The 15,067-nt window shown below is 67.5% G+C and carries 13 protein-coding genes; 4 read left to right on the top strand and 9 right to left on the bottom strand.

All coding sequences use genetic code 11. The features are described from left to right. Positions 1 to 26: 26 nt before the first annotated feature. Positions 27 to 1,082 carry a transporter gene (locus tag AC3G88_RS06305; protein WP_488770974.1) on the bottom strand — a complete coding sequence of 352 codons (1,056 nt, stop codon included), beginning with the start codon at positions 1,080 to 1,082 and terminating at the stop codon, positions 27 to 29. A 245-nt stretch (positions 1,083 to 1,327) separates the two neighbouring features. Here AC3G88_RS06305 and adh point away from each other — a divergent pair, with 245 nt between their 5' ends. Next, the gene (gene adh / locus AC3G88_RS06300; RefSeq protein WP_488770973.1) at positions 1,328 to 2,848 is read left to right on the top strand and encodes an aldehyde dehydrogenase; all 1,521 of its coding nucleotides are present in this window, start codon (positions 1,328 to 1,330) and stop codon (positions 2,846 to 2,848) included. 34 nt (positions 2,849 to 2,882) lie between these two features. Here adh and AC3G88_RS06295 read toward each other — a convergent pair whose 3' ends face one another. Together AC3G88_RS06295 and AC3G88_RS06290 are read right to left on the bottom strand one after the other, a co-directional pair. After that, on the bottom strand, positions 2,883 to 4,781 hold the full coding sequence (locus tag AC3G88_RS06295; RefSeq protein ID WP_488770971.1) for a sigma-54-dependent Fis family transcriptional regulator: 1,899 nt from the start codon (positions 4,779 to 4,781) through the stop codon (positions 2,883 to 2,885). Between the two features lie 69 nt (positions 4,782 to 4,850). Next, on the bottom strand, positions 4,851 to 6,359 hold the full coding sequence (locus tag AC3G88_RS06290) for a sigma-54 interaction domain-containing protein (RefSeq protein ID WP_488770969.1): 1,509 nt from the start codon (positions 6,357 to 6,359) through the stop codon (positions 4,851 to 4,853). A 274-nt stretch (positions 6,360 to 6,633) separates the two neighbouring features. Between AC3G88_RS06290 and AC3G88_RS06285 the strand changes: the two genes are divergently transcribed. The 3 genes from AC3G88_RS06285 to AC3G88_RS06275 all read left to right on the top strand — a co-directional run bounded on the left by AC3G88_RS06285 (position 6,634) and on the right by AC3G88_RS06275 (position 10,563). Then, positions 6,634 to 8,025 carry a GntP family permease gene (locus AC3G88_RS06285; RefSeq protein ID WP_488770967.1) on the top strand — a complete coding sequence of 464 codons (1,392 nt, stop codon included), beginning with the start codon at positions 6,634 to 6,636 and terminating at the stop codon, positions 8,023 to 8,025. 19 nt (positions 8,026 to 8,044) lie between these two features. Continuing rightward, positions 8,045 to 8,821, top strand: coding sequence for a 3-hydroxybutyrate dehydrogenase (locus tag AC3G88_RS06280; RefSeq protein WP_488770966.1), 777 nt, complete (start codon positions 8,045 to 8,047; stop codon positions 8,819 to 8,821). Positions 8,822 to 8,994: 173 nt separating this feature from the next. After that, on the top strand, positions 8,995 to 10,563 hold the full coding sequence (locus tag AC3G88_RS06275; RefSeq protein ID WP_488770965.1) for a diguanylate cyclase: 1,569 nt from the start codon (positions 8,995 to 8,997) through the stop codon (positions 10,561 to 10,563). A gap of 10 nt (positions 10,564 to 10,573) precedes the next feature. On the opposite strand, the gene AC3G88_RS06270 is transcribed toward AC3G88_RS06275, so the two are convergent. From AC3G88_RS06270 to AC3G88_RS06245, 6 genes are all read right to left on the bottom strand, one after another. Continuing rightward, positions 10,574 to 11,317, bottom strand: coding sequence for a response regulator transcription factor (locus AC3G88_RS06270; RefSeq protein WP_488771355.1), 744 nt, complete (start codon positions 11,315 to 11,317; stop codon positions 10,574 to 10,576). Positions 11,318 to 11,470: 153 nt separating this feature from the next. After that, positions 11,471 to 11,878 (bottom strand): cupin domain-containing protein, encoded by a 408-nt coding sequence (locus tag AC3G88_RS06265; RefSeq protein WP_488770964.1) that lies wholly within the window; start codon positions 11,876 to 11,878, stop codon positions 11,471 to 11,473. Positions 11,879 to 11,882: 4 nt separating this feature from the next. Continuing rightward, complete coding sequence (locus AC3G88_RS06260; RefSeq protein WP_487523267.1) at positions 11,883 to 12,362, bottom strand: carboxymuconolactone decarboxylase family protein; 480 nt, start codon at positions 12,360 to 12,362, stop codon at positions 11,883 to 11,885. Between the two features lie 196 nt (positions 12,363 to 12,558). Further along, on the bottom strand, positions 12,559 to 13,059 hold the full coding sequence (locus AC3G88_RS06255) for an Ohr family peroxiredoxin (RefSeq protein WP_487523035.1): 501 nt from the start codon (positions 13,057 to 13,059) through the stop codon (positions 12,559 to 12,561). Positions 13,060 to 13,074: 15 nt separating this feature from the next. Then, complete coding sequence (locus AC3G88_RS06250) at positions 13,075 to 13,824, bottom strand: SDR family oxidoreductase (RefSeq protein WP_488770962.1); 750 nt, start codon at positions 13,822 to 13,824, stop codon at positions 13,075 to 13,077. A 155-nt stretch (positions 13,825 to 13,979) separates the two neighbouring features. Further along, positions 13,980 to 14,951, bottom strand: a complete 972-nt coding sequence (locus AC3G88_RS06245) for a GlxA family transcriptional regulator (protein WP_488770960.1) — start codon at positions 14,949 to 14,951, stop codon at positions 13,980 to 13,982. Between the last annotated feature and the right edge of the window lie 116 nt (positions 14,952 to 15,067).

The following is a 15,067-nucleotide window of genomic DNA, read 5'->3' as shown; positions in this document are numbered from 1 at the left end:
ACGAATTGTCATAGAGGCATCATGCATCACATCATGCCGCTTTCCTGCTTGCGGAACGCCCAGCGCCCGGCCAGCACCGTGAAGCTGGCCACCAGCACCACCAGCACCCAGAAACCGTGCGGATGTTCGGCAAGCGGAATCCCGCCCACATTCATGCCGAAAAAGCCGGCCACGATGTTGATCGGCAGCGCCAGCACCGTGACCAGCGTCAGCGTGAACAGCGTGCGGTTGGTCTGTTCGTTGAGCTTGGCGGCGATCTCTTCCTGCAGCAGCTTGATGCGTTCCACGAGCGCGGCCAGGTCATTGAGCACCAATGAGAATTCTTCGGTCGATTCGCGCAATTCCTGCAAATCGGTTTCGAGCAGCCACGCGGGCGGCCGGTTCAGCAGCCGGAACAGCGCGCCGGGCTCGGGCGCCAGCAGCCGCTGCAGGCGCACCAGGCCTCGCCGCATGGCGCCCAGGTCCGCGCGGTTCGACTGCAGCCGCTGCGACAGCAGCTGGTCTTCGATCTGGTCCACGCTGACACCCGTCTCGCGCACGATCTGTACCAGCACGTCGGCCTGGTCCTGCAGCAGGTGCACCACCAGATTCAGCGGCGACCGGAACCGCTCGCCACGCCGCACGGCGGCGCGCAGCCGGTCCACCGACCGCAGCGGGCGCGCGCGGGCGGTGACCACCAGCCGGTGGTCGGCATGCGCCCAGAGCGTTGAAATATCGGTCGAGGCCACGCCGAAGTTGTAGATCACGTCGTTGACCACGGCCAGCAGCGCGGCGTCCTGGCGTTCGATGCGGGTCGAATGGGAACCCTGCCGCAGCGCCTCGAAGAAATCGTCGGGCAAGCCAAGCTGGCCGCGCATCCAGCGTTCGCAGGCGCTGTGCGACAGATTGAAGTGCAGCCAGACAAACGGGCGCTCGGTCTGCGCCACCGCGTCGTCCGGGCCCGCCGCCGGATGCGCGCGAAGCCAGGCGGCCGCGGCACTGGAATCGATCTCGCGCCCCGGCTGCCCCGGTTCGAACAGGAAACCGCTGACCAGACCGACCGGGTCGGAACCATAGCCGGCTTCGACAATGCCCGATTGCATGCAAACTCCCTTCACGTTGCCTCGCGTGACGTTATCACGCCGCCATGACGCCCGGTGCGGCGGCCGCACCCTTTGTACCAGCCTGCAACACCTGCTCCATTCTGGAACACCCCGCCGCCCCTGCCCCCGCGCCCGCCGGCCGCCATCCCGCATGGCAGCGTCGGGCGCGGGCCCGGCACGGCGCTTGCAGTCGGTCCCGGCGTGCCCGATGGCACGACCAACGATATCGACAAGTGGAGCGAGACATGAACATGGCTGAAATTGCCCAGCTGGGCGTGCCCTACCCGTTCAAGGAACAGTACGACAACTACATTGGCGGCGCCTGGGTGCCGCCGGCTGACGGCCAGTACTTCGAAGCCGTCACGCCACTCACCGGCAAGCCGTTCACGCGCGTGCCGCGCTCGAACGAAAAGGATGTGGAAGCCGCGCTGGATGCGGCCCACCGCGCCCGCGCCGCGTGGGGGCGCACGTCCACCGCCGAGCGCGCGAACCTGCTGAACCGCATCGCCGACCGGATCGAGGCCAACCTGACGCTGCTGGCCGTGGCCGAGACCATCGACAACGGCAAGCCCGTGCGCGAGACCTCCGCTGCGGACCTGCCGCTGGCCGTCGACCATTTCCGCTACTTCGCCGGCTGCATCCGCGCCCAGGAAGGCACCATCTCGGAAATTGACCACGACACCATTGCCTATCACTTTCACGAGCCGCTAGGCGTGGTGGGGCAGATCATCCCGTGGAACTTCCCGCTGCTGATGGCCGTGTGGAAGCTGGCCCCGGCGCTGGCGGCCGGCAACTGCGTGGTACTCAAGCCGGCCGAGCAGACGCCCGCGTCGATCCTGGTGCTGATGGAACTGCTGCACGACCTGCTGCCCCCGGGCGTGATCAACGTCGTCAACGGCTTCGGCGTGGAAGCGGGCAAGCCGCTGGCGTCGAGCCCGCGCATCGCCAAGGTGGCCTTTACTGGCGAAACGACGACGGGCCGGCTGATCATGCAGTACGCGTCGCAGAACCTGATCCCGGTGACGCTGGAACTGGGCGGCAAGTCGCCAAACATCTTCTTCGAGGATGTGATGGCTGCCGACGACGCCTACTTCGACAAGGCGCTGGAAGGCTTTGCAATGTTCGCGCTGAACCAGGGCGAAGTCTGCACCTGCCCGTCGCGCGTGCTGATCCAGGAGTCGATCTACAAGGCGTTCATGGCGCGCGCGGTCAAGCGCGTGGAGGCGATCCGCCAGGGGCATCCGCTGGACAAGTCGACGATGATCGGCGCGCAGGCCTCCGAAGAGCAGCTGCAGAAGATCCTGGCGTATATCGACATCGGCAAGCAGGAAGGCGCCCGCGTGCTGACCGGCGGCGAGCGCAACGCGCTGGGTGGCGATCTGGCGGGCGGCTACTACGTCAAGCCGACGATCTTCGAGGGCCACAACAAGATGCGCATCTTCCAGGAGGAAATCTTCGGCCCGGTAGTTTCCGTCACGACCTTCAAGGACGAGGAAGAGGCGCTGGCGATTGCCAACGATACGCTCTACGGGCTGGGCGCCGGGGTGTGGACGCGCGACGGCGCACGCACGTTCCGCATGGGCCGCGGCATCGAGGCCGGCCGCGTGTGGATCAACTGCTATCACGCCTATCCGGCCCATGCCGCGTTCGGCGGCTACAAGCAGTCGGGCGTGGGCCGCGAAAACCATCGGATGATGCTGGACCACTATCAGCAGACCAAGAACCTGCTGGTCAGCTACAACCCTAATCCGCTCGGATTCTTCTGACCCGCCAGGCGCAACGGCGCCGGCCAGGCCGGTGCTAGCGCCGCCGGTAGATGGTATTGCGCGACACGCCAAGCTCGCGCGCCGCGGCACTGACGTTGCCGCCGTGGCGCGCCAGGGCTTCCCGAATGCGCGCCGCTTCCCAGTCGCGCATGCTGCCCGTTACGGCATCGGCATCGTCATCACCCGTGGCCCGGGCGGCCGGCGTGGCCGGCATTGCCGGCTGCGCGGCAAAGTCGTCCGGCAGGTGCTCGACGTCGATCCGCGCCTCGCCTTCGGCCATCAACGCAGCGGTACGCAGCACGCTGGCCAGTTCGCGCAGGTTGCCCGGCCATGCATGCCGGCGCAGCAGCGCCAGCGCCGGTGCGGAGATCGCCTGCGGCCCGTGTGCGCATTCGTCCTGCAGGATGCGCGACACCAGCGCGTCGAAATCGCTGCGCCCGGCCAGCGTCGGCAAGGTCACCGCCAGCCCGTGGATGCGGTAGTACAGATCTTCGCGGAACGTGCCGTCGGCCATCTGCGCGCGCAGGTCGCGGTGCGTGGCGCAGACGATGCGGATATCGACCGGCGTGCTGTGCGTGCCGCCCAGCGCGGTCACCGCGCGCTCCTGCAGCACGCGCACCAGCCTCACCTGCTGCGCCAGCGGCATGTCGCCGATCTCGTCCAGGAACAGCGTGCCGCCGTGCGCCTGCGCGATCTTGCCGGCGTGGCCGCGTCGCCGCGCGCCCGTGAATGCGCCTTCTTCGTAGCCGAACAGCTCGGCCTCGATCAGCGTCTCGGGAATGGCCGCGCAGTTGACGGCCACGAACGGGCCGCTGGCCCGAGGCGAATCGGCATGCACGGCCCGCGCCAGCCATTCCTTGCCGGACCCGGTGCGCCCCAGGATCAGCAGCGGAATATCGCGCCCGCGCAGGCGCGCCACGCGCTGGAGCACGGCGGCCATGCGGGCGTCGCCGGTGTCCAGGCGCGCCAGCGCCGACGACGGCTGGACCGCCGGCTGCGGCACGCTCAGCGAGGCGGCAGCTTCCGCCCGATGCGACAGCCGCGCGTAAATGCGCACGCCGCCCGGCAACGCCAGGTCGCGCAGCAGCGTATCGGCGGTGCCGGACGGCGGCATCGGCAGCCCGAACAGTTCGGTGAAGGTGGCACCGGCCAGCACATCGGCGCGCATGCCAAGCTGGAACCAACCGCTGCGATTGGCGGCCAGGAACGTGCCATCGAACGCAAACGCGGCCATGCCCTCGAACAGGGTGCCGACCAGTTCGGGCCGGCCGTGAAAGCGCACCAGCAGTGCATCGGCAAACTGGGCGGCGAACAACTGGTTCTCGATGGTCTGCGCCGACATGCGCACCAGCGCCATCGTGTGCGGATGAAAACCGCGCGGGTCGCCACTGACGTCAAGCGCGCCCAGCCAGTCGCCCGTCGGGCTGGCAATCGGCGTACAGGAACAGGTGAGCTGGCGATTGGCGTGCAGGAAGTGCTCGTCGCCATGGATGATGGCGGAGCGTCCCTCGGCCAGCGCGGTGCCGATGGCGTTGGTGCCCTTGCTGGCCTCGGACCACGATACGCCGGGCGCCAGCGCCACGTCGCGCGCACGCGCGGCAAAGCCGCTGCCATCGCCGTCGCCCACGCTGTGCAGGATGACGCCGCCGCTGTCGCTCAGCAGCACCAGGCTGTCGGTACCGGCCACCTGCCGGTACAGGCCTTCCATCACGGGCAGCGCCAGGCGGTACAGCGCGCGGTTGCGCTCGACGCGTTCGCCCAGCGCGCGGCGGCTCAGTGGTTGATAGTCGGGAACTTGCGCGGCGTCGAGCCCGAAACCGGCCGAGCGGCGGTGGGCACGGCGCAGCAGTTCGCTGCGGTCGGCCACCTCATCGTGTCCGGCGGCAAGCACGTCGGCCTGCAGGGCATCCTGGAATGTCAGCGCATTGCGCATCGGCGGTCTCCTGGCTGGCGCTCTCGCCGCGATCAACACCAGGGCGGAGCGTCTCTGCCGGCGACCTTATCACAGCCCGCCGCGCGTGGCGGCCAACTTCTTGTAGAAGGCCGCCCGGCTGATGCCGATGCGCGCGGCGGCCTCTGCGACGCGTCCGCCACATGCATCGAGCGCCTGGGCCAGGAACGCGGCTTCGAATTGCGCCATGGCCTCGGCGTAGGTCTGCGCGGGCGCTGCCGGCGCCGGCCCGGGCACGGCGGCCTGCGGGGTCTGCGCGACAGGTGCGGAGGCTTCTTCCCTGGGAACCTCCGGTTCGGCCATCGGCGCCGGGCCGGTGCGCCGCGTGCCAAGCAGCGGCGCCAGCGTGGCCGCGTCCACCGAATCCTCGTCGCACAGCATCACCACGCGCTCCAGCACGTTGCGCAGTTCGCGCACGTTGCCGGGCCAGTCATAGTCGTGCAGCAGCCGCAGGGCATCGTCGCGCAGGCCCATCGGGTGGCGCTCGGCCTTGATGCTAAGTTCCTCGACGATGGCGTACACCAGCGGCAGCAGGTCGGCCCGGCGCTCGCGCAGCGGCGGCAGGTCGATCGACAGCACATTGAGCCGGTAATAGAGATCGGCGCGGAAGCGGCCTTCGGCGACCAGCGCGGGCAGGTCCGCGGACGTGGCCGCGATGATCCGCACGTCGCTGCGCACGATGCGGTTCGACCCCAGCGGCTCGAATTCGCGGTCCTGCAGGGCGCGCAGCAGCTTGCTTTGCAGCGCCAGTGGCATCTCGCCGATTTCGTCGAGGAACAGCGTGCCGCCATCGGCCAGCTCGAACTTGCCGACGCGCCCCTTGCGGTCCACGCCCGTGTAGGCGCCCGGCGCGGCACCGAAGAACTCCACTTCCAGCAACGTATCGGGAATGGCCGCCACGTTGACGGTGACCAGCGGCCGCTCGGCACGCGCCGAACCCGCGTGGATGCCGTGCGCCAGCAGTTCCTTGCCCGTGCCCGTTTCGCCCAGCAGCAGCACCGGCGACTCCACCAGCGCGGCCCGCCGGGCCTGGCGCTTGACCTCCTGGGCCGCCGGGCTGGCACCGACGAAACTGGCGAACGTGTACTTGGCCCGGCGCGCATGATCGAGCGAGCGGCGCGCCGCTGCCAGCTCGGCCTGGGCCCGCGAGTAATGCGCAAAGATCGGCGTCAGCGCCTTGAGTTCGTCAAACAGTGCGAACCCGACCCCGCCGATGGTGCGCCCGTTGTCGTCCTTGATCGGCAGGCGCGTGACGATCATCGGCTCGCGGTCGGTTTCGAGCAGGTCCAGCAGGATCGGCTTGCCCGTGGTGACGACCTCGCGCATCAGGCTGTTCGGAATCACCTGCTCGCAATCGAGCCCGATCGCGTCCTGCGGGTTGGTGAACCCGAAGCGCGCCGCATAGCGTTTGTTGATCCAGACCACGCGCGCGTGCTCGTCCACCACGAACGTGCCTTCGCTGAAGTTTTCAAAGGTGCGGAACAGCGACTCCATGGCACGCCGCGCCACGTAGTCGTAGTCGAACAGCAGGGCGCCACCTGGGTCGGCGATCTTGTGCATGGCTGCGGGTCCGGGGATGGTTGTCTCGATTTGTAGACGCGAAGTGTCTCATAACGGAGACTTCAACGCCGTGCGCATCGCTTGCTTTGTCTCAATGAAGAGACAACGCGAGCCAGACTACACTATTTGCGCCTTATCCTTAACTTTTGGATGTGGCACGGAGCCTGCTAATCAAGCGGTCCCCTGTCATCTGCGCAGGGGACTCTCGCATTACACGGCACCGGGGTAACCTGCCACGGCTCGACCGCATTCAAGAACAAGCAATGGAGACCTCATGTCTTTTGTCATAGTGCTCGCCGCACTGGCCTTTCTCATGTTCGCCGCCTATCGCGGCTACAGCGTGATCCTCTTCGCGCCGCTGGCTGCGCTGGGCGCGGTGCTGCTGACCGACCCGTCGGCGGTGGCGCCCGTGTTTTCCGGCATCTTCATGGAGAAGATGGTCGGCTTCGTCAAGCTGTACTTCCCGGTGTTCATGCTCGGTGCCGTGTTCGGCAAGGTCATCGAACTGTCGGGCTTTTCCGAATCGATCGTGGCCGCGGCCATCCGCTACATCGGCCGCTCGCGCGCCAACGCGGTGATCGTGGCGGTCTGCGCGCTGCTGACCTACGGCGGCGTGTCGCTGTTCGTGGTGGTGTTCGCGGTCTACCCGTTTGCCGCCGAGCTCTACCGCCAGAGCAACATCCCCAAGCGCCTGATGCCGGGTGCCATCGCCCTGGGCGCGTTCTCGTTCACGATGGATTCGCTGCCGGGCACGCCGCAGATCCAGAACATCATCCCGACCACGTTCTTCAAGACCACCTCGTGGGCCGCACCGGCGCTGGGCGTGGCGGGCTCGCTGTTCATCATCATCGTCGGCCTGTCGTATCTGGAATGGCGCCGCCGCGCGGCCGCCGCCCGTGGCGAGGGCTACGGCACGAACCTGCTGAACGAGCCGCAGCGCGTGGAAGGCGGCAAGCTGCCGCCGCCGCTGCTGGCCATCCTGCCGCTGGTGGTGGTCGGCGTGTCCAACTTCTGGCTGACGCGGATGATCCCGCTCTGGTACGGCCAGTCCAACAGTGTGTCGCTGCCGGGCCTGCCCAAGCCGGTGGAAACCAAGATCGCCAGCGTGACCGCCATCTGGGCCGTGGAAGGCGCCCTGCTGCTGGGCATCGTCATCGTGCTGCTGACTGCGTTCGGCGCCGTCAAGGCGCGCTTTGCCGAGGGCACCAAGAGTGCCGTGTCGGGCGCGCTGCTGGCGTCGATGAACACGGCGTCGGAATACGGCTTTGGCGGCGTGATCGCCGCGCTGCCGGGCTTCCTGGTGGTCAGCGATGCCCTGCGCAGCATTCCGGACCCGCTGGTCAACGCCGCCGTGTCGGTCAGCACGCTGGCCGGCATCACTGGCTCCGCATCGGGTGGCATGAGCATTGCGCTGGCCGCCATGTCCGACGTGTTCATCCAGGGCGCGCAGGCCGCGCAGATTCCGCTGGAAGTGCTGCACCGCGTGGTGTCGATGGCCAGCGGCGGCATGGACACGCTGCCGCACAACGGCGCGGTGATCACGCTGCTGGCCGTGACCGGCCTCACGCACCGCGAGTCGTACCGCGACATCTTCGCCATCACGCTGATCAAGACGCTGGCCGTGTTCTTCGTGATCTTCGTGTTCTACACGACCGGTCTGGTCTGACCGCACCCAGGGAAGCATCATGGTCAATCTGCATGGCAAGACCGCGCTGGTCACCGGCTCCACGAGCGGTATCGGCCTGGGTATCGCCCAGGCGCTGGCGCAGGCCGGTGCCAATATCGTGCTCAACGGCTTCGGCGACATCGAGGCCGCCCTGGCAAGCATCCGCACCGTCGGTGCCGAGGTAATCCATCACGCCGCCGACATGCGTCGCCCCGACGAGATCGACGCCATGTTCGCGCTGGCGACCGCGCGTTTCGGCGGGGTCGATGTGCTGGTCAACAATGCCGGCATCCAGCATGTGTCGCCCGTGGAGGATTTCCCGGTGCAGAAGTGGGACGACATCCTGGCGATCAACCTGACCTCTGCCTTCCATACGTCGCGCCTGGCGCTGCCGGGCATGCGCGCCGCCAACTGGGGCCGCATCGTCAACATCGCCTCAGTGCATGGGCTGGTCGGCTCCGCCGGCAAGTCGGCCTATGTGGCCGCCAAGCACGGGCTGGTGGGCCTGACCAAGGTCACCGCGCTGGAAACGGCCGCCACCGGCATCACCTGCAACGCGATCTGCCCGGGCTTCGTCCTGACGCCGCTGGTCGCCGCCCAGATCGACGCGATTGCCCAGCGCGACGCCATCACCGCCGAGGCCGCGCAGGCCCGCCTGCTGTCCGACAAGCAGCCCTCCGGGCAATTCGTCACGCCCGAGCAACTGGGCAACCTGGTGCTGATGCTGTGCTCGCCGTTCGGCGACCAGGTGCGCGGCGCCGCCTGGGCGATGGACGGGGGCTGGACGGCGCAATAGCCGTTTCCTTCCCCTTGTCGCCTGCTCGATGGCCCTGGCACCCGCCGGGGCCATTTTTTTCGCATAAACCGCGGCCAGCTTGTATGCTCTGGGCGTCAGTCTCCCCCGTCGGCCGCTAGCCTGCGCAGGCTGCGGCAAACGCTTCCCGCCCGGAACGCAACCTCCGCACGCTCATGGCACGCCAGAAAATCGACCTGCGAACCCTGATTCTGGGCCTGACGCTGACAGCGTGCATCGTCACGCTGGGCAACTGCCTCTACGCCGCGTACCGGATCGAGCGGCAAACGCTGGTGGAGCGGTCGCTGGAAGCCAACCGGGCCTACAGCGCGCGCGTTGCGTCCTCGATCGACGGGTTCCTGCGCGAGGCGCAGTTTCGGTTCCAACAAGCCGGCGACCGGCTTGCCGATCACTTCGACGACCCCGCGGCCCGCCGCGACGCCGTGGAGCGGCTGACGTCGCTGGGCCGGGATTTTGACGCCGTCGCCATCGTCGACGCCAACGGCCGCATCGTCGCGGCCCTGCCCGAGGCACTGCACCTTGAGCAACGCACGGTCGAGTCGCCGGAACAGATCGGCGCGGTCCGTGGTCGCAAGCCAGTCGTCAGCAACGCGTATCAGTCGCTTGCCGGCAACCTGGTGATCTTCGTCTCCGTGCCGATCTTCGACCGCCATGGCACGTATCTGGGACTGATCGGCGGATCGCTCCATCTGCTGAAGGATGGCCGCCTGCATGAACTGATGAGCCAGCATTTTTTCCTCACCGATTCTGAAGTCTACGCGGTCGATGGCCGGCACCAGCTGCTGTTCCATCCGGTCAAGGCGCGGATCGGCGCCGTCGCCGCGGCCAATCCGGCCACCGAACATGCGCTGGGCGCCCGACAAGGCAGCATCGAGATGGTGGACGCCGACGGCCGCGCGATGCTGGCGGGCTATGCCAGCATCCCCACCGCGCACTGGGCCATCGTGAGCCAGCAGCCGCTGGCTTCGGTGCTGGCACCGATCGACACGCTGATGAAGCGGTTTGTTGTCGCCAGCGCGCCGATTGCCGTGATCGGCTTCGTGCTGATCTGGATCCTGACACGGTACATTGCCAGGCCGCTCAGGCAGCTGGCCGACAGCACCACGTCCACGGGTCTGATCGAAAGCACCGGCTCCGTGGCGCAGGTCAATGCCTGGTACTTCGAGGCCAGCCATCTGAAGCAGGCGCTGCTACACGGCATCGACCTGGCCAGAATGCAGGTGATGGGGCTCGAAATCGCGTCGCAGACCGATCCGCTGACCGGCCTGCTCAATCGCCGCGCGCTCGACGCCAGCTTGGCGGCGCTGGAGGCCAGCGGCCAGCAGGTGGCCGTGATTGCGCTCGACATCGACCACTTCAAGCGGGTCAACGACACCTATGGCCATGATGTTGGCGACATCGTGCTGCAGCGGCTGGCGGAGATGATGCGCCAGGTGTGCCGCGCCACCGACCTGGCGTTCCGGGTGGGCGGCGAGGAGTTCCTGATGCTGCTGCCCGACATGCATGCCGGGTCGGCGGGCGAAGCCGCGGAACGCCTGCGGCGGCTGGTCGAGCAGACCGCCATCGCACCGGTCGGTCACATCACCATTTCGCTTGGCGTCACCACGTGGCCGCGCGACGCCGCGTCGCTGGCCGAAGCCCTGAAGGACGCCGATACGCTGATGTACCAGGCGAAGCAGGCCGGCCGGAACCGCACGGCCGTCGCTGGGCAGGCGTCGGCGTAGGTCTGCGTTGTCAATGCGCGACCATCGGCTGGTCCACCGCGCCCAGGCCGGCGCGCGGCGCCTGGGCGGCCGGCGGCGCGGCCAGCGTCGCGGCCATACGGGCGGTGTCGGCATCCAGTCGCAGATCGAGATCGATCGCCATCTTGACCAGGTCGGCAAACGTGCGCGCGGCCATCTTGCGCATGGCGCGGCTGCGGTGGATCTTGATCGTGACCTCGCTGATGCCGATCTTGCCGGCAATCTGCTTGTTCATCAGACCCGACACGGCCAGTGCCATCACCTCGCGCTCACGGCCGCTCAGCGTCGCAAAGCGCGCGCGCAGATCGTCACCGCATTGCAGTGCCTGCCGGTTGCAGCGGTCCACGGCAATCCCCTCGGTCACCGCGTCCAGAAAGTCCTGGTCGCGGAACGGCTTGGACAGGAAATCGAGCGCGCCGGCCTTCATGGCGCGCACCGTCATCTCGATATCGCCATGGCCGGTGATGAACACCACCGGCAGGCAGATGCCGCGCCGGATCAGCTCGCGCTGGACCTCCAGGCCATTGGCGCCACGCAGCCGCACGTCCATCACCACGCAGCCGGGCACCGGTTCGAGCGGCGCTTTCAGGAACGCGTCGGCCGACAGGAACGAACGCGCCCGCAGGCCGACCGACCGCAGCAGGTCCGCCAGCGCGTCGTTCAGGTCCACATCATCGTCGACGATATAGACCACGGGTTCGGTGGCCTCGCGGCGGCCGCCGGGCGTTGACGTCATCGCGTTCACGATGGGACTCCGGTATCTCTGCGGTGGCCTGGCGGGACGGAACAACGATCGATACGCATGGCGGAGGGATGGGTGAAACCGAGGGGGGAACGGGTGCGGCAGGCGCGCACGGAACTGGCGCGCCTGCCGGCCCGATGGCACCGGCTACTTCACGGGTGTCAGGATCGGCGCGCCCTGATTCTTGATCAGGAACACGATAAACCTGGCCGGCTTGGTGGTGCTGGCGTTGCGCCCGACCGTATGGATGTCGTCGGGACCTTCATGGAAGGTCTGGCCCGGCTTGAGCGTGACTTCCTTGCCGCCCTTCACGCCCATGATGATGGTGCCCTCGAGCACGTAGATGAAGCCGTGGGCATCGTGGCGATGCACCGGATCGTAGCCGCCCGGCGGGTATTCCACCATGACCATCTGCACCTCCTTGCCCGGATACTCGGGCAGCGGTTCGGTGGCCAGCGGCGTGACCTTCGCGTCGGCCGCCGCGGCAAAGGCCGGCGGTGCCAGCAGCGCACATGAGGCAGCCAGCATGGCCGCGATGGACAGGACGCGTCTCATGGCCTTACTCCAGTCCGGCCTTGTCGAGACCGAACATCTTGTCGGCCGAGCCCGGCACCATCTGGAATGCCACGTTAAGCCGGTTCCACGCATTGATGGCGCCGATCTGGAACGTCAGGTCGGACAGCTCCTTCTCCGAAAACTGCGTGCGTACGTGCTCGAACACCTCATCGGGCACACCGTGGGCGGGCAGCTGGGTCAGCGCCTCGGTCCAGGCCAGCGCGGCGCGTTCGCGCGGCGAGAACAGCGTGGACTCGCGCCAGATGGCCACGTGATGCAGGCGCAGTTCGCGCTCGCCGTGGATCTTGGCCTGCTTGACATGCATATCGACGCAGAATGCGCAGCCGTTGAGCTGCGACGCGCGGATTTCCACCAGCTCGCGGATGTGCTGCTCGAGCGTGGTCTTCTGGAACAGGGCACCGAGTTCGACGAGCTTCTTCGTCAGTTCCGGCGATTGTTGGAAGTAGTTCAAACGTTGTGACATGTGTCGCTCCTGCGGAACCAAGGGGAATACGTTCGCCGACCCGCCGCCGCGCGTTGCGCAACGGGATCGGCTTGATATGGATCGTAGTGCGCGGCCCGCCGTGCCGGTAGTACCGCCAAGGTGCGCAGTCTGTTGCCGACCCGGCACCAATGGCGCACTGCCCGGCACGGCGGGCCCTCATGCACCGGTCAGTGGCTCAGTCGATCACGCGCACGATGCTGTAGATGCCCCCGCGGGCCATCTTCGCGTACGGGCACAGCCGCTCGGTGTCACGCACCAGTTCCTCGGCCACGTGCCGGGCCACGCCGGGCATGCGGATGCGGATCTCGGCAATCAGCGCGTAAGCGCCGTCAACGGGATCGCGGCCAAACGAAACTTCGGCTGCAACGGTGGCGTGGGCCATATCCACCTGCGCGCGCCTGGCCAGCAGGCTTAGCGCACCGTGAAAGCACGCAGCGAAGCCAGCGGCGAACAACTGCTCGGGGTTGGTTCCGCCGCCAGGGCCACCCATGGCCACCGGCAGCCGAAGTTCGAGGAAGAGACTGCCATCGTCGGACCTGGCGACGCCGGAGGCGCGGCCATGCGCGGTCTGGCCCCCGCCGACCGTGACGGTCGTCGTGTACAGCGCCGTGAAGCCCTGGCCCCGGTATCTGTCGAGCAGCGTCAATGGCGGAGGCTGCAACCTCTCGTTCTCCATCGCGTCGTCTCCAGACTATTTCTGCAGTTGACGAATCCAGTCTTCGAAATGCATGTGGCCCAGACGCGCCTCGCCTTCGGGCACGAGCGTGCCTTCCTGCAGGTCGGCGCCGAAGTAACGCGCGGCGGGGTCGGCCACGACCGTGCGGCGGTCGCCGGTGGCCTGCAGGTAGCGTTGCACCAGGTCGCTCATGCGGAAGCGTTCGGGCCCGGCGATGTCGATCGTGCCGTTGACGGGGGCGGCCAGCGCGGCATCGGCTACCGCATCGGCCACGTCGTCCGACGAGATCGGCTGGATCAGGGCCGGGGTGAGGCGGATCGTGTCCGCCTGCCCCGCCGACTGGGCAATGCCGGCCAGGAATTCCAGAAACTGTGTCGAGCGCACGATCGTGTACGGAATGCCCGCCTGACGGATCAGGGCTTCCTGGGCGATCTTGGCGCGGAAGTAGCCGCTTTGCGCGAGCTTGTCGGTACCCACCACCGACAGCGCCACGTAGTGCGCCACGCCGGCTTCCTTCTCGGCGGCCGCCAGGTTGCGGCCCGAAGTCTCGAAGAAGTGCAGCACCGCCTGATCTTCGAACGATGGCGAATTGGCCACGTCCACCACCACCTGGGCCCCGGCCAGAGCCTGTGTCAGGCCTTCGCCCGTCAGCGTATTGACGCCGGTGCCCGGCGACGCGGCCAGCACGTCATGCCCCTGCGCGGCCAGCCGCGCCACCACCTTCTTGCCGATCAGGCCGGTGCCCCCTACGACTACGATCTTCATGATGCGTCTCCATGCTCGAAAAGTGGAACGGGTCCACGTGTCTTGCATGCTAGATGCGGCCGGGGCGGCTCACCAGACCGACGCCCGGCGCACGGTGTTTCCCGATTTGCACCAATCGGATCGAAAAAGAACGCAGGGGCGGACGGCGCGCGGTCCTAGCGATTGACCTTGAGCCGGTATTCGCTCGGCGACAGCCCGAAATGGCGCTGGAACGTCACGCGCATGCGCTCCTCGCTGCCAAAGCCGCACTCGTGGGCGATCACGTCGATGGGCCGGCCCGGGTCCTGCAACTGCCGCCGCGCCGCTTCCAGCCTGAAGTGCTCCACGCCCTTGGCCGGCGTACGGCCGGTCTTTTCCTTGTAGACCCGCGCAAAGTTGCGCGGACTCATGCCGACGTACCCGGCCAGCTGCTCGACGGACAGGTCCTGCGTGGCCAGGTTCTGCACGATCCACAGGTGCAGCGCCTCGAACACCGGCACCTGCCGGCTCTGGGAGATCAGGATCTCGCTTAGTTGCGGCTGCGCGCCGGGCCGCTTCATGTACACCGCAAGTTCCTTGGCGGCATTGAGTGCCACCTCGTGGCCATAGTCGGCCTCCACCATGGCCAGCGCCAGGTCGATGCCGGTGGTGACGCCGGCCGACGTCCACAGGTTTTGCTGCCGCACGAAGATCGCGTCGGGATCGAGGTCCACCGTGGGAAACAGTTCGCGGAAGCGATCGAGCATGGCCCAGTGCGTGGTGGCACGCTTTCCGTCGAGCAGGCCCGCGAATGCCAGCAGGAAGGCGCCGCTGCACACCGACGCCATGCGGCGGATCGTGCCCGACGCATTGGCCAGCCAATCCAGCAGCGCGGTCTCGTGCTTCGCCACCTCCAGGATGATGGGCGACCCCGGCACGATCACGGTGTCGATCATCCGCAAGTCGAACGATGCCAGCGACACCGAATCCATCGTGGTGCCCTCCACCGTCGCCACCATGCCGCCGGCAAAGCTGGTCGTGTAGCAGCGATAGCCGGGCAGCCCACGCGCACGTGCGTAGTTGGACGCGGCCCAGAACACGGTCTGGGGCCCGGCAAGGTCGAGCAGGCTGACATCGGGGTATGCCACGAACAGGATGTTGCGCGGCATGTCTTCAATGTTTCCGGCGGAGGGAGGCGGCTGGTGCTGAAGCATGAGGGGGATTGCGGTAGACGACCGATGCTATGCCAACGGGACGATCCCTTGCAAGCCGGCGCCCCGGCCGG

Source organism: Cupriavidus sp. 86D6 (assembly GCF_057815095.1).
Note: the sequence above shows the minus strand (reverse complement) of the source record. Positions and strands in the feature narration are given on the sequence as shown.

Excerpts from the sequence above, each read along its gene's own strand:
- AC3G88_RS06265 (WP_488770964.1), bottom strand. The coding sequence starts at position 11,878 with ATGAGACGCGTCCTGTCCATCGCGGCCATGCTGGCTGCCTCATGTGCG.
- AC3G88_RS06250 (WP_488770962.1), bottom strand. The coding sequence starts at position 13,824 with ATGAAGATCGTAGTCGTAGGGGGCACCGGCCTGATCGGCAAGAAGGTG.
- AC3G88_RS06260 (WP_487523267.1), bottom strand. The coding sequence starts at position 12,362 with ATGTCACAACGTTTGAACTACTTCCAACAATCGCCGGAACTGACGAAG.
- AC3G88_RS06275 (WP_488770965.1), top strand. The coding sequence starts at position 8,995 with ATGGCACGCCAGAAAATCGACCTGCGAACCCTGATTCTGGGCCTGACG.
- AC3G88_RS06280 (WP_488770966.1), top strand. The coding sequence starts at position 8,045 with ATGGTCAATCTGCATGGCAAGACCGCGCTGGTCACCGGCTCCACGAGC.
- AC3G88_RS06245 (WP_488770960.1), bottom strand. The coding sequence starts at position 14,951 with ATGCCGCGCAACATCCTGTTCGTGGCATACCCCGATGTCAGCCTGCTC.
- AC3G88_RS06285 (WP_488770967.1), top strand. The coding sequence starts at position 6,634 with ATGTCTTTTGTCATAGTGCTCGCCGCACTGGCCTTTCTCATGTTCGCC.
- AC3G88_RS06255 (WP_487523035.1), bottom strand. The coding sequence starts at position 13,059 with ATGGAGAACGAGAGGTTGCAGCCTCCGCCATTGACGCTGCTCGACAGA.
- adh (WP_488770973.1), top strand. The coding sequence starts at position 1,328 with ATGAACATGGCTGAAATTGCCCAGCTGGGCGTGCCCTACCCGTTCAAG.
- AC3G88_RS06305 (WP_488770974.1), bottom strand. The coding sequence starts at position 1,082 with ATGCAATCGGGCATTGTCGAAGCCGGCTATGGTTCCGACCCGGTCGGT.
- AC3G88_RS06295 (WP_488770971.1), bottom strand. The coding sequence starts at position 4,781 with ATGCGCAATGCGCTGACATTCCAGGATGCCCTGCAGGCCGACGTGCTT.
- AC3G88_RS06290 (WP_488770969.1), bottom strand. The coding sequence starts at position 6,359 with ATGCACAAGATCGCCGACCCAGGTGGCGCCCTGCTGTTCGACTACGAC.
- AC3G88_RS06270 (WP_488771355.1), bottom strand. The coding sequence starts at position 11,317 with ATGACGTCAACGCCCGGCGGCCGCCGCGAGGCCACCGAACCCGTGGTC.